The organism is Brachybacterium sp. AOP43-C2-M15 (genome assembly GCF_052446295.1).
Lineage (GTDB): Bacteria > Actinomycetota > Actinomycetes > Actinomycetales > Dermabacteraceae > Brachybacterium.
Genome location: NZ_JBQSWB010000005.1, coordinates 1 through 15,424 on the forward strand (window position 1 = coordinate 1; position 15,424 = coordinate 15,424).

The window sequence follows — 15,424 nt, forward strand, 5'->3', positions numbered from 1 at the left end:
GTGTCAGCTCCGGCGAGAGTCCCGGGGCCGTCCTCGTCCCCGCGCTCCGCCCCGTGCCCTGTCCCGGAGCGGCTGTCATCTCCGCTGGTCGCAGACGGTCCCCGGGCCGCGTCCAGGGACCGGCGCGTCGATCCTCGACCGTCTGCCGGCGGCATAGGATGGGCTGTGTCACACAGGATCGACAGCCGGAGGAGCAGTGGTGATCAGTACGCCGGACACCGCGTCCACGGCGAGCGACGGGGATCTTCCGACGCGCACCTACGGACCGCCCGCCACCGTCGTGGTCGGGACGCTCGTGGTCGCCCTCATCTTCCTGGTGGTCCTCGAGTTCCTCGTCATCATCAGCTTCATCGGCCAGAGGCTGTGGAGGCACCCCGAGATGATGCACGACCTCGTGTTCACCCTGCCGCTCATCGTCTGGGCGGCGATGGCCGCGCTGGTGACCGTGGTGTGCCTGCGGGTGATCACGTCCTGGCTGCAGATCCACGAGACCGGTTTCGAGCTGCGGAGCCTGTTCCGTCGCACCCGGGCGGCGCGCTGGGACGAGGTCGGCACGGTCATCGCCGTCCGCGACATCGACCGCGGGTACACCCCGGCGGAGATGCTCGACGCCTCCGAGACCGCGTACGACGGGGTGTACGTGATGGACCGATCGGGGCGGCGGATCCTGGCGGTCTCCAGCCGGTTCTTCGGCTCGCGCGCCCAGGAGATGGCCCTGCAGCGCGCCCGCGAGGCCGGCGTCGGGATCGAGCACATCGACGCGATCACCCCCGTCGAGCTCCGACGCCAGGTGCCGCAGGCGATGAGCTTCGTGGACCGTCACCCCAACCTGCTGCTGGTCGCCCTGCTCGCCTTCTACCTCGGCCACAACCTGCTGACCTTCATCGTATGGGGGCTGTGAGCCCGCGCCCCGGACGCGCCGCACGGCGGCGCGCACGGCGGCCCCCGCCGCCGCTGCCGCAGCGGGACGGTCTGGACGCCATGCGCTGGCGGGTGCCGCCCGGGGACGGCACGAGCGGGGAGCCCGACGGGCGCGCCGCCCTCGACGCGCTGGCGGAGCGCTTCCCCGCCCTCCTCGACCCCGCCGCGACCCCGCTCGTGCGCCGCTTCGCCGCGGGGGAGGTCGTCGATGCCGAGGGTCGCCCCTGGGCGGCCGACGCCCTCGTGGCACCCGGTGACGAGCTCTGGTTCCACCGGGAGCTGCGCGCGGAGGACGTGCCCCCGGCGGAGCTGCGGATCCTGCACCAGGACGAGCATCTGCTGGTGATCGACAAGCCCCACGACATGGCCACCATGCCGCGCGGGATCCACGTGCTCTCCAGCGCTCTGGTGCGGCTGCGCCGGGCCACCGGGATCGCTGCGCTGGTTCCTCTGCACCGCCTGGACCGGCGCACTGCCGGCGTGCTGGCCTTCGGGATCCGACCCGAGGAGCGATCTGCCTATCAGCAGCTGTTCGCCCGCGGCCAGGTCGACAAGGAGTACGAGGCGCGCGTGCTGCCCGGGCCGGGAGCCTCGCTGCCGACGACGCCGGGTCAGCGGCTGCTGATGCGGGACCACCTGATCAAGAGGCGCGGTGAGATGACCGCGCGGGTGCTGCCGGGGGAGCCGAACGCCGAGACCGCCCTCGAGGTGCTCAGCACCGAACGGGCCGTGGGCGACGGCGCCGGACCCGCCGGGCCGCCCGAGAGCGACGTCGAGCTCGGGGGCGACGCGCTGCGGGTGCGGCTGCGACCGCGGACCGGCCGTACGCATCAGCTGCGCGCCCAGCTCGCCGACCGCGGCGCCCCGATCCTGGGGGAGGACCTGTACTGGCCCGCGCCGCGGGCTCGCCCCGCGCCGGAGCTCTGGCCCGAAGGGCTGCCGCTGCAGCTGCTCGCCCGCGGACTCGCCTTCGTCGATCCGTTCACCGGAGCGCGGCGGGAGTTCCGCAGCGGCCAGGAACTCGGCAGGGGCCCGGGGATCGGCAGAGGCACGGGGATCGGCACGGGCGCCGGCCCGGGCGTCGGCGGGACCGTATGACGAGGACCGGACAGCGCTCCCGGGAGGCCCGGTGCCGCGGAACCGGGGACAGCGGGTTCTCGTACCCTGAGGCGGTGAACGCCGCCCGCACCCCCGCCCCCGACGCCTCGCCTCCCGCGCCGCGCCGCACCCGTGGCGGCTCCGTGATCGTGGGCCCCACGGTCCGGGCGCGCTTCCTGCCCGGAGCGCTCATCGGCCTCCCGCTGGTGTCGGTGCTGCTGAGCCCCTTCGCCGGCGCCGGGCTCCAGCAGTGGCGCTCCTCGCGGCTGCGGTCGGGCCAGGACGGGCTGCTCGAGGACCTCCTCGCTCCTGCCTGGACGCAGCTGCTGCTCGGGGCTCTCGCCCTGTGGGTGCTGTTCTCGCTGTGGGCCCTGGTGCCGCTGCTGCTCACCCATCGGGTGGTGCTGCTGGACGAGCGGAACGGACGGATCTCGCTGCGCCGGGGGCTGCGGAGCGTCGACAGCGCGGTGCTGTCCCAGGTCGACTACGCCGTCGGCGAGGCCGAGCGGGGCGGGATGGCTCTGATCGGGCTGCGCGACGCGGTCGGGGCGGCGGACCGAGCGCGCGGCGGCGACGGGTCCGTGCGGCAGTGGGTGGTTCCGGGGGTGGGATGGGACGGGGAGTCCTTCGACGGCCTGCGCGTCCTGCAGGCGTCGGTCGGGCTCACGCCCGCCCCGCCGCGCGCCGAGCTGGTGCGCGAGAACCGACGGCTCCGACTCGCGCGGAGCCATCGTGAGCTCGCCGATCGCCTCGGGATGCCCTGGCGCGAGGAGTACGAGCACGACGAGGCGGCGTTCCAGGCCGAGTTCGACCGGGTGCGGCGGGTGCTCGGCGGCCGGGAGCGGCGGCGGGACGGTGACCCCGCGCCCTGAGCGGGCACGACGGCACGCCTCAGAAGATGGCGCGCAGCACCAGGACCACGACCGCGCCGATCGCGGCGGCCGCCGGCAGGGTGATGATCCAGGCCAGGAAGATCGGCTTCATGAGCTTCCAGTTCGCCGCGTGGTTCACGATCCCCACCCCCAGGACCGCACCGATGAGGATGTGCGTGGAGGAAACGGGAAGGCCGAGCACCGAGGCGAGCAGGACGATCGTCGCGGCGGCGAGCTCGGCGGCGAAGCCGGAGGACGGGTGCATCGAGGTCAGCCCGGTGCCCACCGTGTGGATCACGCGGCGACCCACGAACCACAGACCCGAGATCAGGGCGATGCCGAAGGCCACCAGGGCCGCCGTCGGGACCGCGGCCTCGGCGGAGATCTCCCCGGTCTTCAGCACGTCGAGCACGGCCGCGAACGGACCGATCGCGTTGGCGATGTCGTTCGCGCCATGGCTGAAGGCGAAGGCGCAGGCGGTGAAGACCTGCATCCAGCTGAACATGATGAAGGTCGCGCGGGAGATCGACTGCTTCTTGAGCGCGCGGGCGAACACAGTCGTGGCCATCCACACCCCCAGCGCCAGCATGGTCAGCATCAGCACGCCGCCGCCCACGGAGATGTTCAGCCCGACGTTGTCCAGTCCCTTGAACACCAGCATCGCCGCCAGCAGCACCGACGCTCCTGCGGCGAGCGGCGGGACGCGCTTCTCGAGCGCGTAGTAGGCCGCCTTGCGCTCGACCTTGCGGGCGGCCTTGCGCTCCTTCTTCGACAGCTCCGCCGCCTGCTCGGCCAGCTCCGCTCCCGGGCTCCCGGGGGTGAGGTCGAGGGCCGCGGACTCCGCGAAGGCGGACTGCTGCAGCTCCGACACGCGCTCGTAGCCCGCGACGTGGCGCTGGTCCTCCTCGTCCTCCTCGTCCTCGTCCTCGTCGTCCTCGGCGTCGTCGAACCCGCGCGAGCCCAGCGCGATCGCACGGGCGGCCGGGCCGAGGATGTGCCGCTTGATCGCCCCGAAGAGCAGGAACGAGGCGATGCCTCCGAGCAGGGGGGAGAGGACCCAGGAGACCGCGATCTTCCCGATCTCCCCCCACTGGACCATGCCGAAGCCGCCCGAGCCCGTCACCACGCCCGTGGTCACCGCCGCACCGACGATGCCGCCGATGATCGCGTGCGTGGTCGAGACGGGCCAGCCCATCCGGGTGGCGAGCATCAGCCACACGGCGGCACCGAGCAGGGCGGACATCATGATGAGCGCGAAGGAGAGGGGGTCGACGTGCATGCCGTCGATGTCCACGATGCCGCTGCGCACGGTCTCGGTGACGGACCCTCCGGCGAGCACCGCACCGGAGACCTCGAAGACCGCGGCGACCACGAGCGCCTGCTTCATGGTCAGCGTTCCCGCTCCGACGCTGGTGCCGAAGGAGTTCGCGACGTCGTTGCCGCCGATGTTGAAGGCCATGAACAGGCCGAACGCGATCGCGAGGATGAGCAGCAGCGCGTTGACGTCCGTGCCCGTGTGGGAGAAGGACCAGATGGTGAAGGCGACCACGGTCGCGAGGGTCATCAGCCCGGCACCGAGGTGCCAGTTCCGATCTGGTCCGAGGAACCCGGCGGAGGCGGGAGTCCCGGAGGGCTTCTGAGAGGTCGATCCTGGCATCGTCAGCTTCCCGGAGGTGAGGAGGAGGGGCCCGGTGCGCACGGCGAACGGTTCCCCGACAAGGGCCGCCGCCACTCTAGGCGGTCAAGGGGCGCGACTGTGAACATGTGGCGAACATCCGGTGCCGCGACCTGCGCCGATCCACGGACGTGATCCACCGCTCGTTGTGCGATCGTCACGCGTGAGCCAGCCCACGGATCGAGTCGGTGCTGGTCACGGGCGTGAGAGATCGTCCGGGCTGTGGCGGGCGAGACAGCACGAGCGGCCCGCACGCCGCTACCATCGGTGCATGACGAGCGCGGATCCCTTCGGTTTCATCGGACTCACCTACGACGACGTGCTTCTCCTGCCCGGGGAGACGGACGTGATCCCCTCCGAGGCGGACACGGCCAGTCGCCTCACCCGGGAGATCTCCCTGCGGATCCCGCTGGCGAGCGCGGCGATGGACACCGTCACCGAATCCCGGATGGCGATCGCGATGGCCCGTCACGGCGGGATCGGCATCCTGCACCGCAACCTCTCCATCGAGGATCAGGCCCATCAGGTGGACCTGGTCAAGCGCACCCAGACCGGACGCATCACCAATCCGGTCACCATCGGTCCGGACGCCACGCTCGAGGGCTTCGACGACCTGTGCGGTCAGTTCCGTGTCTCGGGCCTGCCCGTGGTCGATGACGATCAGCGCCTGCTCGGCATCTGCACCAACCGCGACCTGCGGTTCATCCCCGTCGCGGAGTGGTCCAGCACCAAGGTCGCCGACGTCATGACCACCGAGCTGTTCACCGCTCCCGAGGACGTCACCCCCGAGCAGGCCACCGCCCTGCTGCGGAAGAACAAGCGCGAGCGGCTGCCGCTGATCGACGGCGAGGGCCGCCTGACCGGGCTGATCACGGTGAAGGACTTCGTGAAGTCCGAGCAGTTCCCGGATGCGTCCAAGGACGGGCAGGGTCGGCTCCTCGTCGGTGCGGGCGTCGGATTCTTCGGCGACTCCCTCGAGCGCGCCGGGGCTCTGCGCGAGGCGGGCGTCGACGTGCTCGTGGTCGACACCGCCAACGGTCATGCCCGACTGGCGCTCGAGGCGATCCGGACCATCAAGTCCGATCCGTACTTCGCCGACGTCCAGGTGATCGGCGGCAACGTCGCCACCCGCGCGGGGGCGCAGGCCCTCGTCGACGCCGGGGCCGACGCGGTCAAGGTCGGTGTGGGCCCGGGCTCGATCTGCACCACACGGGTGGTCGCCGGCGTGGGCGTCCCGCAGATCACCGCGATCCACGAGGCCGCCCAGGCCTGCGGTCCCGCCGGGGTGCCGCTGATCGGCGACGGCGGGCTGCAGTACTCGGGCGACATCGCCAAGGCCCTGGTCGCGGGCGCGGACACCGTCATGGTGGGTTCCCTGCTGGCGGGCACCGAGGAGTCCCCGGGCGAGGTCGTGCTGGTGGGCGGCAAGCAGTACAAGGCCTACCGCGGCATGGGCTCGCTCGGCGCGATGTCCTCCCGCGGCAAGAAGTCCTTCTCCAAGGACCGCTACTTCCAGGCCGACGTCCCCAGCGACGACAAGATCGTCCCCGAGGGCATCGAGGGCCGCGTCTCCTACAAGGGGCAGCTGGGCTCCGTGGTCCATCAGCTCGTGGGCGGGCTGCACCAGTCGATGTTCTACGTGGGGGCGAACACGGTGCCCGAGCTGAAGGAGCGCGGCCAGTTCGTGCGCATCACCTCGGCCGGGCTCAAGGAGTCCCACCCCCACGACATGGCGGCGATCATGGAGGCCCCGAACTACAGCTCGCACTGAGCAGGGCCCGCAGGGGACCGGAGAGGCCGAGGAGATGACAGCTCACGGCGCGGTGCGCATCGCCCCCGCGGCGATGACCGACGTCCCGCAGGTCCGCACGGTGATCGCTCGCTCCCTGAGCGACGACCCGATGCTGCGATGGCTCTTCCCCGAGGACTGTGCCGAGCGGCTCAGCCGGATCGCGCTGTTCTTCTCCGGCCAGGTGGAGCAGCTGATCCGCCACGGTGCGGCCCACCACGCGAGGGTCGACGGAGAGATCGTGGGAGCGGCGCTGTGGATCCCGGAGGGCATGGAGCGGGCGTCGACGCTCCCCGCCGCCCGTGATCTGCCGCCGATCCTGCTGGGCGGCTCGCGGTACGCGGCCTTCGGGCATCAGTTCGCGGAGGCTCGCGAGGGAGCCCCTGCCGCCGAGGGCGCGTACCTCGCGACGCTCGGGGTGCTCGCCGAGCATCGCGAGCGCGGGATCGGGCGCGCCCTGGTGCGCGCGGGGCACGAGCTGCTCGGCGAGCCGACCTGGCTCGAGACCACCGACCCCCACAACGTCGACTTCTACCAGCACCTCGGGTACGAGACCGTCCACCGGGCGCCCTTCGCGGACGGCACCACCTCGATGATCCGCCTGGTCCGGGACCCGGCACGGCATCGACGGGGCGACGACGCCGCGGCGGCGCAGGACCGGTGAGCAGCCCGGAGCTCGCCGCATCCGGGTCGCCGGATCCAGGTCGCCGCTGGGCACCACGGCGCCGGGCGTCGCGCAGCGCTGAGGGGCCGCGCGCCGGCGGTCAGTCGGCGGTGGACGCGGCCTGGGCCGCCGCGTCGGTGCCGTGCTCGTAGCCGATCAGCCACAGCACCCCGAAACGGTCGCGCACCTGCCCGTCGGAGGCGCCCCAGGGGCGGGTCCGCAGGTCCTCGACCACCTCGCCGCCCTCGGCGAGGGACGCGAACCAGGTACGCAGCGTCGTCGGCTCGGCCGCGCCCAGCAGGGCGACCATGAGTCCGCGGGCGGCGAACGGCTCGTCGTGCTCCCCGGCGTCGGAGACGTACAGGTCCACCTTTCCGCTGAGCACGCCGTGCGCGATGGCGGCGCCGGGACCGTCGGTGCGCTCGAACTGCGCGTAGGTGAACTGCTCGACAGAGCCGCCGAACACGTCGCGGTAGAACTCGAGGGCCTCGGCGGCCGTGCCGGGCAGGTGCAGGTACAGGGATGGTGCGGGCATCGGATCTCCTCGCGGGCCGGCCGTGGTCCCCGCGGCGCGGGAACGGTGCTGCGGCGATCATTCCTCGCCGCCCCGCCGCTGTCCACACCGCACGACCTCGCCGCACGGAGCGTCGGGCCCTGCCCCTAAGCTGAGGCCATGAGCGCGAGCACCCCCTCCTGGACCGACGCCCCCCTGCTCGGTTTCGACACCGAGACCACCGGCACGAACGTGGCCTCGGACCGGATCGTCACCGTGGCCCTCGTGCACTCGGTGGGCCCGGGCCGGGAGAACGAGACCGTCGCGACCTGGCTCATCGATCCCGAGGTCGACATCCCCGAACCCGCGCAGCGGGTCCACGGGATCAGCACCGAGCACGCCCGGGAGCACGGCATGAAGGCCGCCGAGGCCCTCGACGAGGTCGCCGCGATGATCGCCGACTCGCTCGCGAAGGACGTCCCGCTGGTCGCCTTCAACATCAGCTTCGACCTCGCGATCCTCGAGAACGAGCTGACCCGTCTGGGGCTGCCCACCCTCAGCCAGCGCCTCGGCCACGACATCGCCCCCGTGATCGACGCTCTCGTGGTGGACCGCGGGGTGGACCGCTACCGGAAGGGCAAGCGCACCCTGACCGACGTGCTCGCGCACTACGGGCTCGAGCAGGACGGCCGGCTCCACACCGCGGACGTGGACGTCTCCGCGACCCTCGACGTGCTGCGGGCGATCGCCGCCAAGTATCCCAAGGTCGCCGCCTCCTCCCTCGAGGACCTCCACCGCGAGCAGACGGGCTGGCACAGGCGCTGGGCCGAGGGCATGAACGAGTGGCTGACCAAGAAGGGGAAGACCCCGGACGTGAACACCGTCTGGCCGCTCTGAGCCCTCCGTCGGCTGCGGCCCGGTCGCCGGCAAGGGCCGGCAGGGGCGGTCGGCCGGCGGGCGCGAGCCCCTCGGCTCCCGATGCCGTCGGCGCTCGGGTCCGACGCGCGCTCAGAATCCGCGCGCCGGTCCCTCCCAGCAGGCGGTCGTGCGCTGCGCGGCCAGGTGGGCCACCAGCGCGACCGCTGCGCCGATCAGCAGCAGGGGCCAGCCGGGCTCGAGACCGGAGGGGCGCCCGTCGAGCAGCGACCACACCCCGAGCAGTCCCATCAGGGAGATCGAGCCCCCGACGCCGACCACCCAGATCGCATGCAGCGAGTGCGCGTCGGCGAGCGGCCGTGGCGCCTCCGCCGTCTCCTCGCCGTGCAGGCGGCGGCGTCGGTGCGCGGCGGCGAGACGCAGCAGCTGCAGCACCCGGGCCATGGAGAAGCCGCCGAGGGCGACCGCGGCGGCGAGCACCAGGCCCGTCATCGGCAGCGCCTGCCCCTGCGCGGGCACGGCACGGAGGAGCTCCGCCAGCTGCCAGACGGTGAGAGCCGCGCCCGTCACGGCGAGCAGGACCGGCGGCAACGGGGACGGCCCCGGCATCCGACCGGCACCAGGGCCCTCCGCGCTCCCGGAGGCGTCCCTCGCCTCGTCCACGGGCTTCCCGTCGGCGTCGAGGCGCGGGAGGTGCTCCGGCGGTCGGTCGTGCGCGCGCCCGGGGTCGGAGCCGGGGGTGCGCTCAGCGGTCATCGGCCCACGGTAGCCCGGGTCGCGCCCGCCGGGCCGCGAGAGAGCGTGGGCCGGTTCGGTGCGGTGCGGTGCGGTGCGGTGCGGTGCCGACGGTAGACTCCCCGATGTGATGAGCGAGATCGAGATCGGACGCAACAAGCGGGGCCGCCGCAGCTACAGCTTCGACGACGTGGCGGTGGTGCCCTCCCGGCGCACCCGGGACCCGGAGGACGTCTCCACCTCGTGGCAGGTGGACGCCTACCACTTCGACATCCCGATCTTCGCGGCCCCCATGGACTCGCTGATGTCCCCGGAGACGGCGATCGCGATGGGTCGCCATGGCGGCCTCGGCGTGCTGGACCTCGAGGGCCTGTGGACCCGCTACGAGGACCCCACCTCGCAGTTCGACCGCATCGCCACCGCCTCCGACGCGGAGGTCGTGGACCTGATGCGCGAGATCTACGCCGAGCCCGTCAAGCCCGAGCTGATCCGCGACCGCATCCAGCAGCTGCGCGACGCGGGCGTGACCGCCGCCGGGTCGCTGTCCCCGCAGCGCACCCAGGAGCACTGGAAGACCGTCGTCGACGCGGGCGTGGACCTCTTCTTCATCCGGGGCACCACCGTCTCCGCCGAGCACGTCTCCACCGGTCGTGAGCCGCTGAACCTCAAGCGTTTCATCTACGAGCTCGACGTCCCGGTGATCGTCGGCGGCTGCGCCACCTACACCGCCGCCCTGCATCTGATGCGCACCGGCGCGGCGGGGGTCCTCGTCGGCTTCGGAGGCGGCGCCTCCCAGACCACGCAGGAGACCCTGGGGATCACCGTGCCGCTCGCGAGTGCTGTGGCGGACGTCGCCGCTGCCCGCCGCGACTACATGGACGAGTCCGGCGGACGCTACGTCCACGTGATCGCCGATGGCGGCCTGGGACGCTCCGGCGATCTCGTCAAGGCGATCGCCTGCGGCGCGGACGGTCTGATGGTCGGCGCCGCGCTCGCCCGTGCCGAGGAGGCCCCGGGACGCGGTCGCCACTGGGGGAGCGAGGCGCACCACCCGACGCTGATCCGCGGCCACCGCGTGCAGGTGGGCACCGTCGGCTCGCTCGAGCAGATCCTGTTCGGCCCCTCCATCGCCGCCGACGGCACCACCAACCTCGTCGGCGCCCTGCGCCACGCGATGGCCACGACCGGGTACACCGAGCTCAAGGACTTCCAGCGCATCGAAGTCGTCACGACCGTCTGACCCGTCGGCGCGACAGCACAGGAGCAGGCGAGGCGATGGCGTCACCGGGGATCGAGTCCACGGACAGCACCGGCCGCCGCGGTCTGACTCCGCGCGCCAAGGCCGTCGTCGGCGGCGTCCTCGCCGCGATCAGCCTGCTGCTGCTCCTCCTCCCGCTGCCGGGAGCCGGCGCCGCCGTCCTCTCGGCGGCGTGGCTCGTGAGGATCCGCCTGGCCACGCTCGGCGATGAGACCACCCAGGCCCTGGGCCTGCCCCTGGACATCGGGTACCTGGTGTGGCGCTGGTTCTTCGTGGCGCTGGTGCTCGCCGTCGTGCTGCTGCTGGTCGTCCTGCCCTGGTGGCGCGCCGCGCGCACGCAGCGGTGGGGGCCCACCGCGCCGGGCATCGGGCAGGACGGCTCCGCGGACACGCCCGCCGAGGAGATCCGCCGTCTGCGCGACGGCCGACTCGTCGGGGATGACTCGTCCCTGACCGGGGAGATCGTGCGCACGCCCCGGCAGCTCTCCCATCACGCCGAGGCGCACAGGATGCGCTGGCACGAGGACTACGAGAGCCCCGGGGGAGCGCGCGTGCTGCTGGACCTGCTCTGGGCGCTGGAGGAGAGGGACGAGCAGTCCGCCCCGGGGACCGGGGCGGAGGCCCGGCGGGACGAGGCGTCACGGCGCGCTCTCGCCCCGCAGGAGCCGGTGCGCGGCGGGGGCGAGGAGGGGGAGCCGCGGGGGTCGGCCCCCGAGGTCACGAGGACCGTGGCGGATCCCGTCGGCGTCGAGCCTGGCCCCGCCGATCCTGAGGCTGCCGATCCCGCCCCTGTCGATCCTGCCGGCACGGATCCTGTCGGTGTCGCTCCCGTCGGCTCCGTCTACAGCTCCACCCAGCTCTACTCGTCGGCTCCCTCGGCCCTCGGGGACGGTGGGCAGCGGATCGGTCTCGAGGACGAGGGACGGATCGGTCTCGAGGACGAGGCCCGGATCGGCGAGGCGGACGCGCACGACGAGGGAGGTGCGCGATGAGACATCGTCCGCGCAGGCCGTATGCCTGGACCGATGCCGTCGCGGCGGCCATCCCGATCTTCGTGGTCTCGTTCCTGCTCGCGCTCTGGCTGCTCTCGCCCTTCTTCCACTGGAGACTGCGGTGGGATCTGCTGCGGTTCCTCATCCCGTCCTGGACCGATCCCGCCAGCGGCATGCCGAGCCTGGTCATCGCGCTGTTCCTGGTGCTGTGGGGGTCCTGGGTGCTGCTGCGGATCGGCACGGCGCGAGCCACCGGAACGGGATCCGGCCACGGTTCGCCCGACGCCCCGCTGCGGATACCGATCGGCGAGATCACCGATCTCGGCCCGGCCGAGCGGGAGCAGGCGGCGCGGGCGCTCGGCCTCGAATGGGACGAGGGCTGGGCCCATGACGACGCCGCGTGGAAGCGCGCGCACGGGACCGGGATGGCCGAGGCGCTCCGGATCCTGCGGGAGGGACGCCGCCCCTGAGCGCAGGCCCCGAGCCGTGGCTCGATGGCCCGCGAACCGCGGGAGGCGCGGCGCTCGGGCTCCTCTGCTGGCACAATGTGCCTCCAGAGGCGGCGACCGGGGGAGGGCGCTCATGGAATTCCTGTTCCTGATCATCATCGTGGTGATCCTTGTGGTCCAGGTCGTGATCAAGCTCGGGAAGGACGATGGCTCCACCGGCTCGTCGCGCAAGGGCGGAGGAAGCTCGTCCCCGCGCGCACGTCCCTCGCCGCGGACCTCGTCGCCCCCGTGGGAGCGGGACGCTCCCGCTCCGTGGGAGAAGACCTCCGCCGAGCCGCCTCGGCGCGCCTCGCCGCGGGTGCGGGTGGAGCCCTCCCCGCGGCGCGAGGAGCGGCCTGCCGAGGAGACCGCCGCGCGGGACGGTGCGCCGGACTCGGCGCAGGCGGGGGACGAGGAGAGGCGGAGGGAGCGCGAGCGGCCGGCCCCGCTGGTGATGCGGTACCGCAGCTCCGCTTCCCGTGAGGATCCGGCGGGTGCCGCGGCGCCGACGGGCGGGGCGCCGACGACGGGCCGTGCGGCGCAGGAGCCGCTCACCGATGAGATGTCGGCGACGGGGTTCCTCGCTGCTGCGGCGGCGGCCTCTGCGGCGAGCACGGGCAGCAGCGACCCGGGCTCGGCCGACGCGGACGAGGCCCCGGTGGACGAGCCGAGCGCCGACTCGACAGTGCGGAAGCCTGTGGCGGAGGAGGCCTCGAGCGCCAGGAGCGCGGAGCCTTCGCCGGAGCTGGAGCCCAAGCCAGAGCCAGCGCCGGAACCAGAGCCCAAGCCAGAGCCCACGTCGGAGCCGGAGCTGGAGCCAGAGCCGGAGCGGGAGCCGGCGTCGAGCTCGGAGTCGGAGCCGCTCTCCCTGAGCACGGTGTTCACCCCCACGGATCTCACCGCCGTCGACCACCCGGCGGAGCCGCCCGCGCAGGACGGATCCCCAGCGGCGGACGAGCCCGGGCCCGGGCGGGAGAGGCAATGGACTGCGCCCAGCGACGCCACCCCCGACGGTGACGATCCCGACGGGCCCGAGACGACGCGTTCCGGGGACTCCGATCCGCTGAGCGCCTCGTACGCGAGCTCGTCCTCCGTCTACACCCCGACCTCGGTCTACGCGGGCTCCACCGCCACCTCGGTCTACGAAAGCGGCACGTCGATCCTCGGTGACGAGGGCGGAGGCGGAGAGGAGGACCGGGACGGCGAGGAGGACAGGCGCGGCGCCGAGGATCGCAACGGCACGGAGGGTACGGAGGGCGCACGCAGGCCATGACCGACTGCAGGCCGGACCGGGAGGCCCGGCGAGATCCGGGACGATCGCCGATCGCCGATCGCCGATCGCTGAGCCGAGGGCCGAGAGCCGCCTCCGGACTGTGCGGCTCCTCACAGGTCATCACCTTCAGCTCTGGAAGGCCAGGTCGCAGCAGGGTCTCTCGGTGTCGGACGGACGGTGTCAGGATCGCTGAACGCTCCTGGAGGCAGGACTCCGTCGCACGAGGCCTTGCGCGACCCTCCCGCGAACCTCATATTTGAGCTGACAGCGCGTCAGGAAAGTCGCTCGCAGTGGCCTCTCTGATCGATCCACGCCGACGCCGCCCGTTCCGACGGCGGCACGAGGAGGTCTCTATGGCGATCGCCATCACGCCGACCCACGACTCGACCGACGACTCGGCCGTGCCCGACGCGCCCGCGCGCTTCTCGGCCCTGCTGCGGGAAGCCACGAGGACGGAGCACTCCGAGGCCGAGAGCCGCGGATTCATCACGCGGCTCATGGGCGGGGAGCTGACGGAGGAGGACTACTGGCGTCTGCTCGCCCAGTACCTGCCGGTGTACGAGGCGCTCGAGCAGGCGATCGAGGCGGCCGCGGCGTCGGACGCCCTCGCCGCGTCCTTCCACGACCCCCGCCTCGCGCGCGCCGCCGCGATCCGCCATGATCTCGCCGCCCGCTTCGGCGAGGGCCCCGAGATCGACGCGCCCCTGCCGATCACCGAACGCTACGCACGACGCATCCGCGAGGCGACCGTGCCGCAGCTCCTGGCCCATCACTACCTGCGCTACCTCGGCGACCTCTCGGGCGGACAGGCGATCGGTGCCCTCGTCGCCCGCCACTACCAGGTGCCGCGCGAGCAGCTGACCATGTGGGACTTCAGCGGGATCGACGCGCCGAAGAGGGTCAAGGACGGCTACCGCGAGCAGCTGGACGGGATCACCGACCCCGCGGTGCGCGAGGAGTTCCTCGCGGAGACGAAGCTCGGTTACGAGCTCGCCGGCGAGCTGTTCGCAGCGCTGGACCGCTGAAGCGCGGAGGCCTCGCCCCGGGTCACCCCTGCGCGTCGCGCGCGACCTCGGCGGCCTGGCGGGCGATCGAGAGCTCCTCGTCAGTGGGCACGATCATCACCAGGACCCTCGACTCCGGGGTCGAGATCACGCGCGCGCCCGCTCCTCGGGCGGCGTTGGCCTCGAGGTCGAGCTCGATGCCGAAGCCCTCGAGCCCCGTGAGCAGCCGCTCACGCACCATCGGCACGTTCTCCCCGATGCCGGCGGTGAAGGCGATGACGTCCAGCCCTCCGAGCACGAAGCTGTAGGAGCCCAGGTACTTGCGCAGACGGTGCACGTACACGTCCGTCGCGAGGGTCGCGGTCTCGTCCCCGGCCTCCACAGCAGCGGTGATGTCGCGGAAATCGCTCATCCCGCACAGGCCGATCATGCCCGAGCGCCTGTTCAAAAGGGTGTCGATCTCCTCCGCGCTGAGCCCCGCCTGGCGGTGGAGGTGGAGGTAGATCGACGGGTCGATGTCCCCCGTGCGGGTGCCCATCACGAGCCCTTCGAGCGGGGTGAGCCCCATGGAGGTCTCCACCGGGGAGCCGCCGCGCACCGCCGAGGCGGAGGCGCCGTTGCCCAGGTGCAGCACGATCTGGCGCAGGTCCGAGACATCGCGCCCGTCGGCGGCCAGATGCGCGGAGACCGCCTCGGAGACGAACTGGTGACTGGTGCCGTGGGCGCCGTAGCGCTTGACCCGGTGCCGCTCCGCGAACTCCCGGTTCAGCGCATAGGTCGACGCCGCCTCGGGCAGAGCGGTGAAGAAGGCGGTGTCGAACACCGCCACGTGGGGCACGTCCGGCAGCAGTGCCGTGGCGCCGTCGATCCCCTCGACCGCGGCGTAGTTGTGCAGCGGGGCGAGCTTGCCGAGGTCATTGATGTCCCAGCGCACCTGCTCGTCGATGAGCACCGGCTCCGAGTAGCGGGCGCCGCCCTGCACCACCCGGTGGCCGACGGCGCGGATGCGCTCGTCGGACAGCGAGAGACCGACCTCCTCGACGAGCTGCTCGACGATCCGCATCGCCTCCCTGTGGTCCGGCACCGGACCCTGGAAGGTCGACTCCTGCTCCCCGGCCGTGATCTTCGCGCTGCCCATGTCCTGCCCGACGCGCTCGACGATGCCGGTCGCGTCGACCGAGCCGTCGGCCGGGGCCAGCAGCTGGAACTTCAGCGACGAGGAGCCGGAGTTGATGACGAGGACGCGGGGGGCCTGGGGGTCTGCCATGGGGGTGTGCTCCTGATCG

15 protein-coding genes are annotated in these 15,424 nt (G+C 72.6%); 11 read left to right on the forward strand and 4 right to left on the reverse strand.

Features of this window, described 5'->3' with window-relative positions:
* Window positions 1–199 precede the first annotated feature (199 nt).
* From ACT3SP_RS06520 to ACT3SP_RS06530, 3 genes are all read left to right on the forward strand, one after another.
* Window positions 200–901: a hypothetical protein gene (locus tag ACT3SP_RS06520; protein WP_444586453.1), complete on the forward strand. Its 702-nt coding sequence runs from the start codon at window positions 200–202 to the stop codon at window positions 899–901.
* Window positions 898–2,019 carry a pseudouridine synthase gene (locus ACT3SP_RS06525; protein WP_444586454.1) on the forward strand — a complete coding sequence of 374 codons (1,122 nt, stop codon included), beginning with the start codon at window positions 898–900 and terminating at the stop codon, window positions 2,017–2,019. The genes ACT3SP_RS06520 and ACT3SP_RS06525 overlap by 4 nt, the downstream gene beginning before the upstream one ends.
* Window positions 2,020–2,093: 74 nt before the next feature.
* Window positions 2,094–2,891, forward strand: coding sequence for a hypothetical protein (locus ACT3SP_RS06530; RefSeq protein ID WP_444586455.1), 798 nt, complete (start codon window positions 2,094–2,096; stop codon window positions 2,889–2,891).
* 19 nt (window positions 2,892–2,910) lie between these two features.
* Here ACT3SP_RS06530 and ACT3SP_RS06535 read toward each other — a convergent pair whose 3' ends face one another.
* A complete protein-coding gene (locus ACT3SP_RS06535) occupies window positions 2,911–4,548 on the reverse strand; it encodes an inorganic phosphate transporter (protein ID WP_444586456.1) in 1,638 nt (545 codons plus the stop codon).
* A gap of 289 nt (window positions 4,549–4,837) precedes the next feature.
* Here ACT3SP_RS06535 and guaB point away from each other — a divergent pair, with 289 nt between their 5' ends.
* Complete coding sequence (gene guaB / locus ACT3SP_RS06540) at window positions 4,838–6,337, forward strand: IMP dehydrogenase (RefSeq protein WP_444586457.1); 1,500 nt, start codon at window positions 4,838–4,840, stop codon at window positions 6,335–6,337.
* Between the two features lie 34 nt (window positions 6,338–6,371).
* Window positions 6,372–7,019 carry a GNAT family N-acetyltransferase gene (locus ACT3SP_RS06545; RefSeq protein ID WP_444586458.1) on the forward strand — a complete coding sequence of 216 codons (648 nt, stop codon included), beginning with the start codon at window positions 6,372–6,374 and terminating at the stop codon, window positions 7,017–7,019.
* A 100-nt stretch (window positions 7,020–7,119) separates the two neighbouring features.
* On the opposite strand, the gene ACT3SP_RS06550 is transcribed toward ACT3SP_RS06545, so the two are convergent.
* Window positions 7,120–7,554, reverse strand: coding sequence for a VOC family protein (locus ACT3SP_RS06550; protein ID WP_444586459.1), 435 nt, complete (start codon window positions 7,552–7,554; stop codon window positions 7,120–7,122).
* A gap of 138 nt (window positions 7,555–7,692) precedes the next feature.
* Here ACT3SP_RS06550 and ACT3SP_RS06555 point away from each other — a divergent pair, with 138 nt between their 5' ends.
* On the forward strand, window positions 7,693–8,409 hold the full coding sequence (locus ACT3SP_RS06555) for an exonuclease domain-containing protein (protein ID WP_444586460.1): 717 nt from the start codon (window positions 7,693–7,695) through the stop codon (window positions 8,407–8,409).
* Between the two features lie 111 nt (window positions 8,410–8,520).
* Here the strand turns inward: ACT3SP_RS06555 and ACT3SP_RS06560 are convergent, their stop codons facing one another.
* Window positions 8,521–9,144: a hypothetical protein gene (locus ACT3SP_RS06560; RefSeq protein ID WP_444586461.1), complete on the reverse strand. Its 624-nt coding sequence runs from the start codon at window positions 9,142–9,144 to the stop codon at window positions 8,521–8,523.
* Between the two features lie 109 nt (window positions 9,145–9,253).
* On the opposite strand from ACT3SP_RS06560, the gene ACT3SP_RS06565 reads away from it, so the two are divergent.
* From ACT3SP_RS06565 to ACT3SP_RS06585, 5 genes are all read left to right on the forward strand, one after another.
* Window positions 9,254–10,363 (forward strand): GuaB3 family IMP dehydrogenase-related protein, encoded by a 1,110-nt coding sequence (locus ACT3SP_RS06565; protein WP_444586462.1) that lies wholly within the window; start codon window positions 9,254–9,256, stop codon window positions 10,361–10,363.
* 35 nt (window positions 10,364–10,398) lie between these two features.
* Entirely contained in the window at window positions 10,399–11,373 is a 975-nt protein-coding gene (locus tag ACT3SP_RS06570; RefSeq protein WP_444586463.1) for a hypothetical protein, read from the forward strand.
* On the forward strand, window positions 11,370–11,843 hold the full coding sequence (locus ACT3SP_RS06575) for a hypothetical protein (RefSeq protein ID WP_444586464.1): 474 nt from the start codon (window positions 11,370–11,372) through the stop codon (window positions 11,841–11,843). Before ACT3SP_RS06570 ends, ACT3SP_RS06575 begins: the two co-directional genes overlap by 4 nt.
* A gap of 112 nt (window positions 11,844–11,955) precedes the next feature.
* Window positions 11,956–13,134 carry a hypothetical protein gene (locus ACT3SP_RS06580; protein WP_444586465.1) on the forward strand — a complete coding sequence of 393 codons (1,179 nt, stop codon included), beginning with the start codon at window positions 11,956–11,958 and terminating at the stop codon, window positions 13,132–13,134.
* Between the two features lie 353 nt (window positions 13,135–13,487).
* Window positions 13,488–14,159 (forward strand): biliverdin-producing heme oxygenase, encoded by a 672-nt coding sequence (locus tag ACT3SP_RS06585; protein ID WP_444586466.1) that lies wholly within the window; start codon window positions 13,488–13,490, stop codon window positions 14,157–14,159.
* 22 nt (window positions 14,160–14,181) lie between these two features.
* On the opposite strand, the gene ACT3SP_RS06590 is transcribed toward ACT3SP_RS06585, so the two are convergent.
* Entirely contained in the window at window positions 14,182–15,405 is a 1,224-nt protein-coding gene (locus ACT3SP_RS06590; protein ID WP_444586467.1) for an acetate kinase, read from the reverse strand.
* Between the last annotated feature and the right edge of the window lie 19 nt (window positions 15,406–15,424).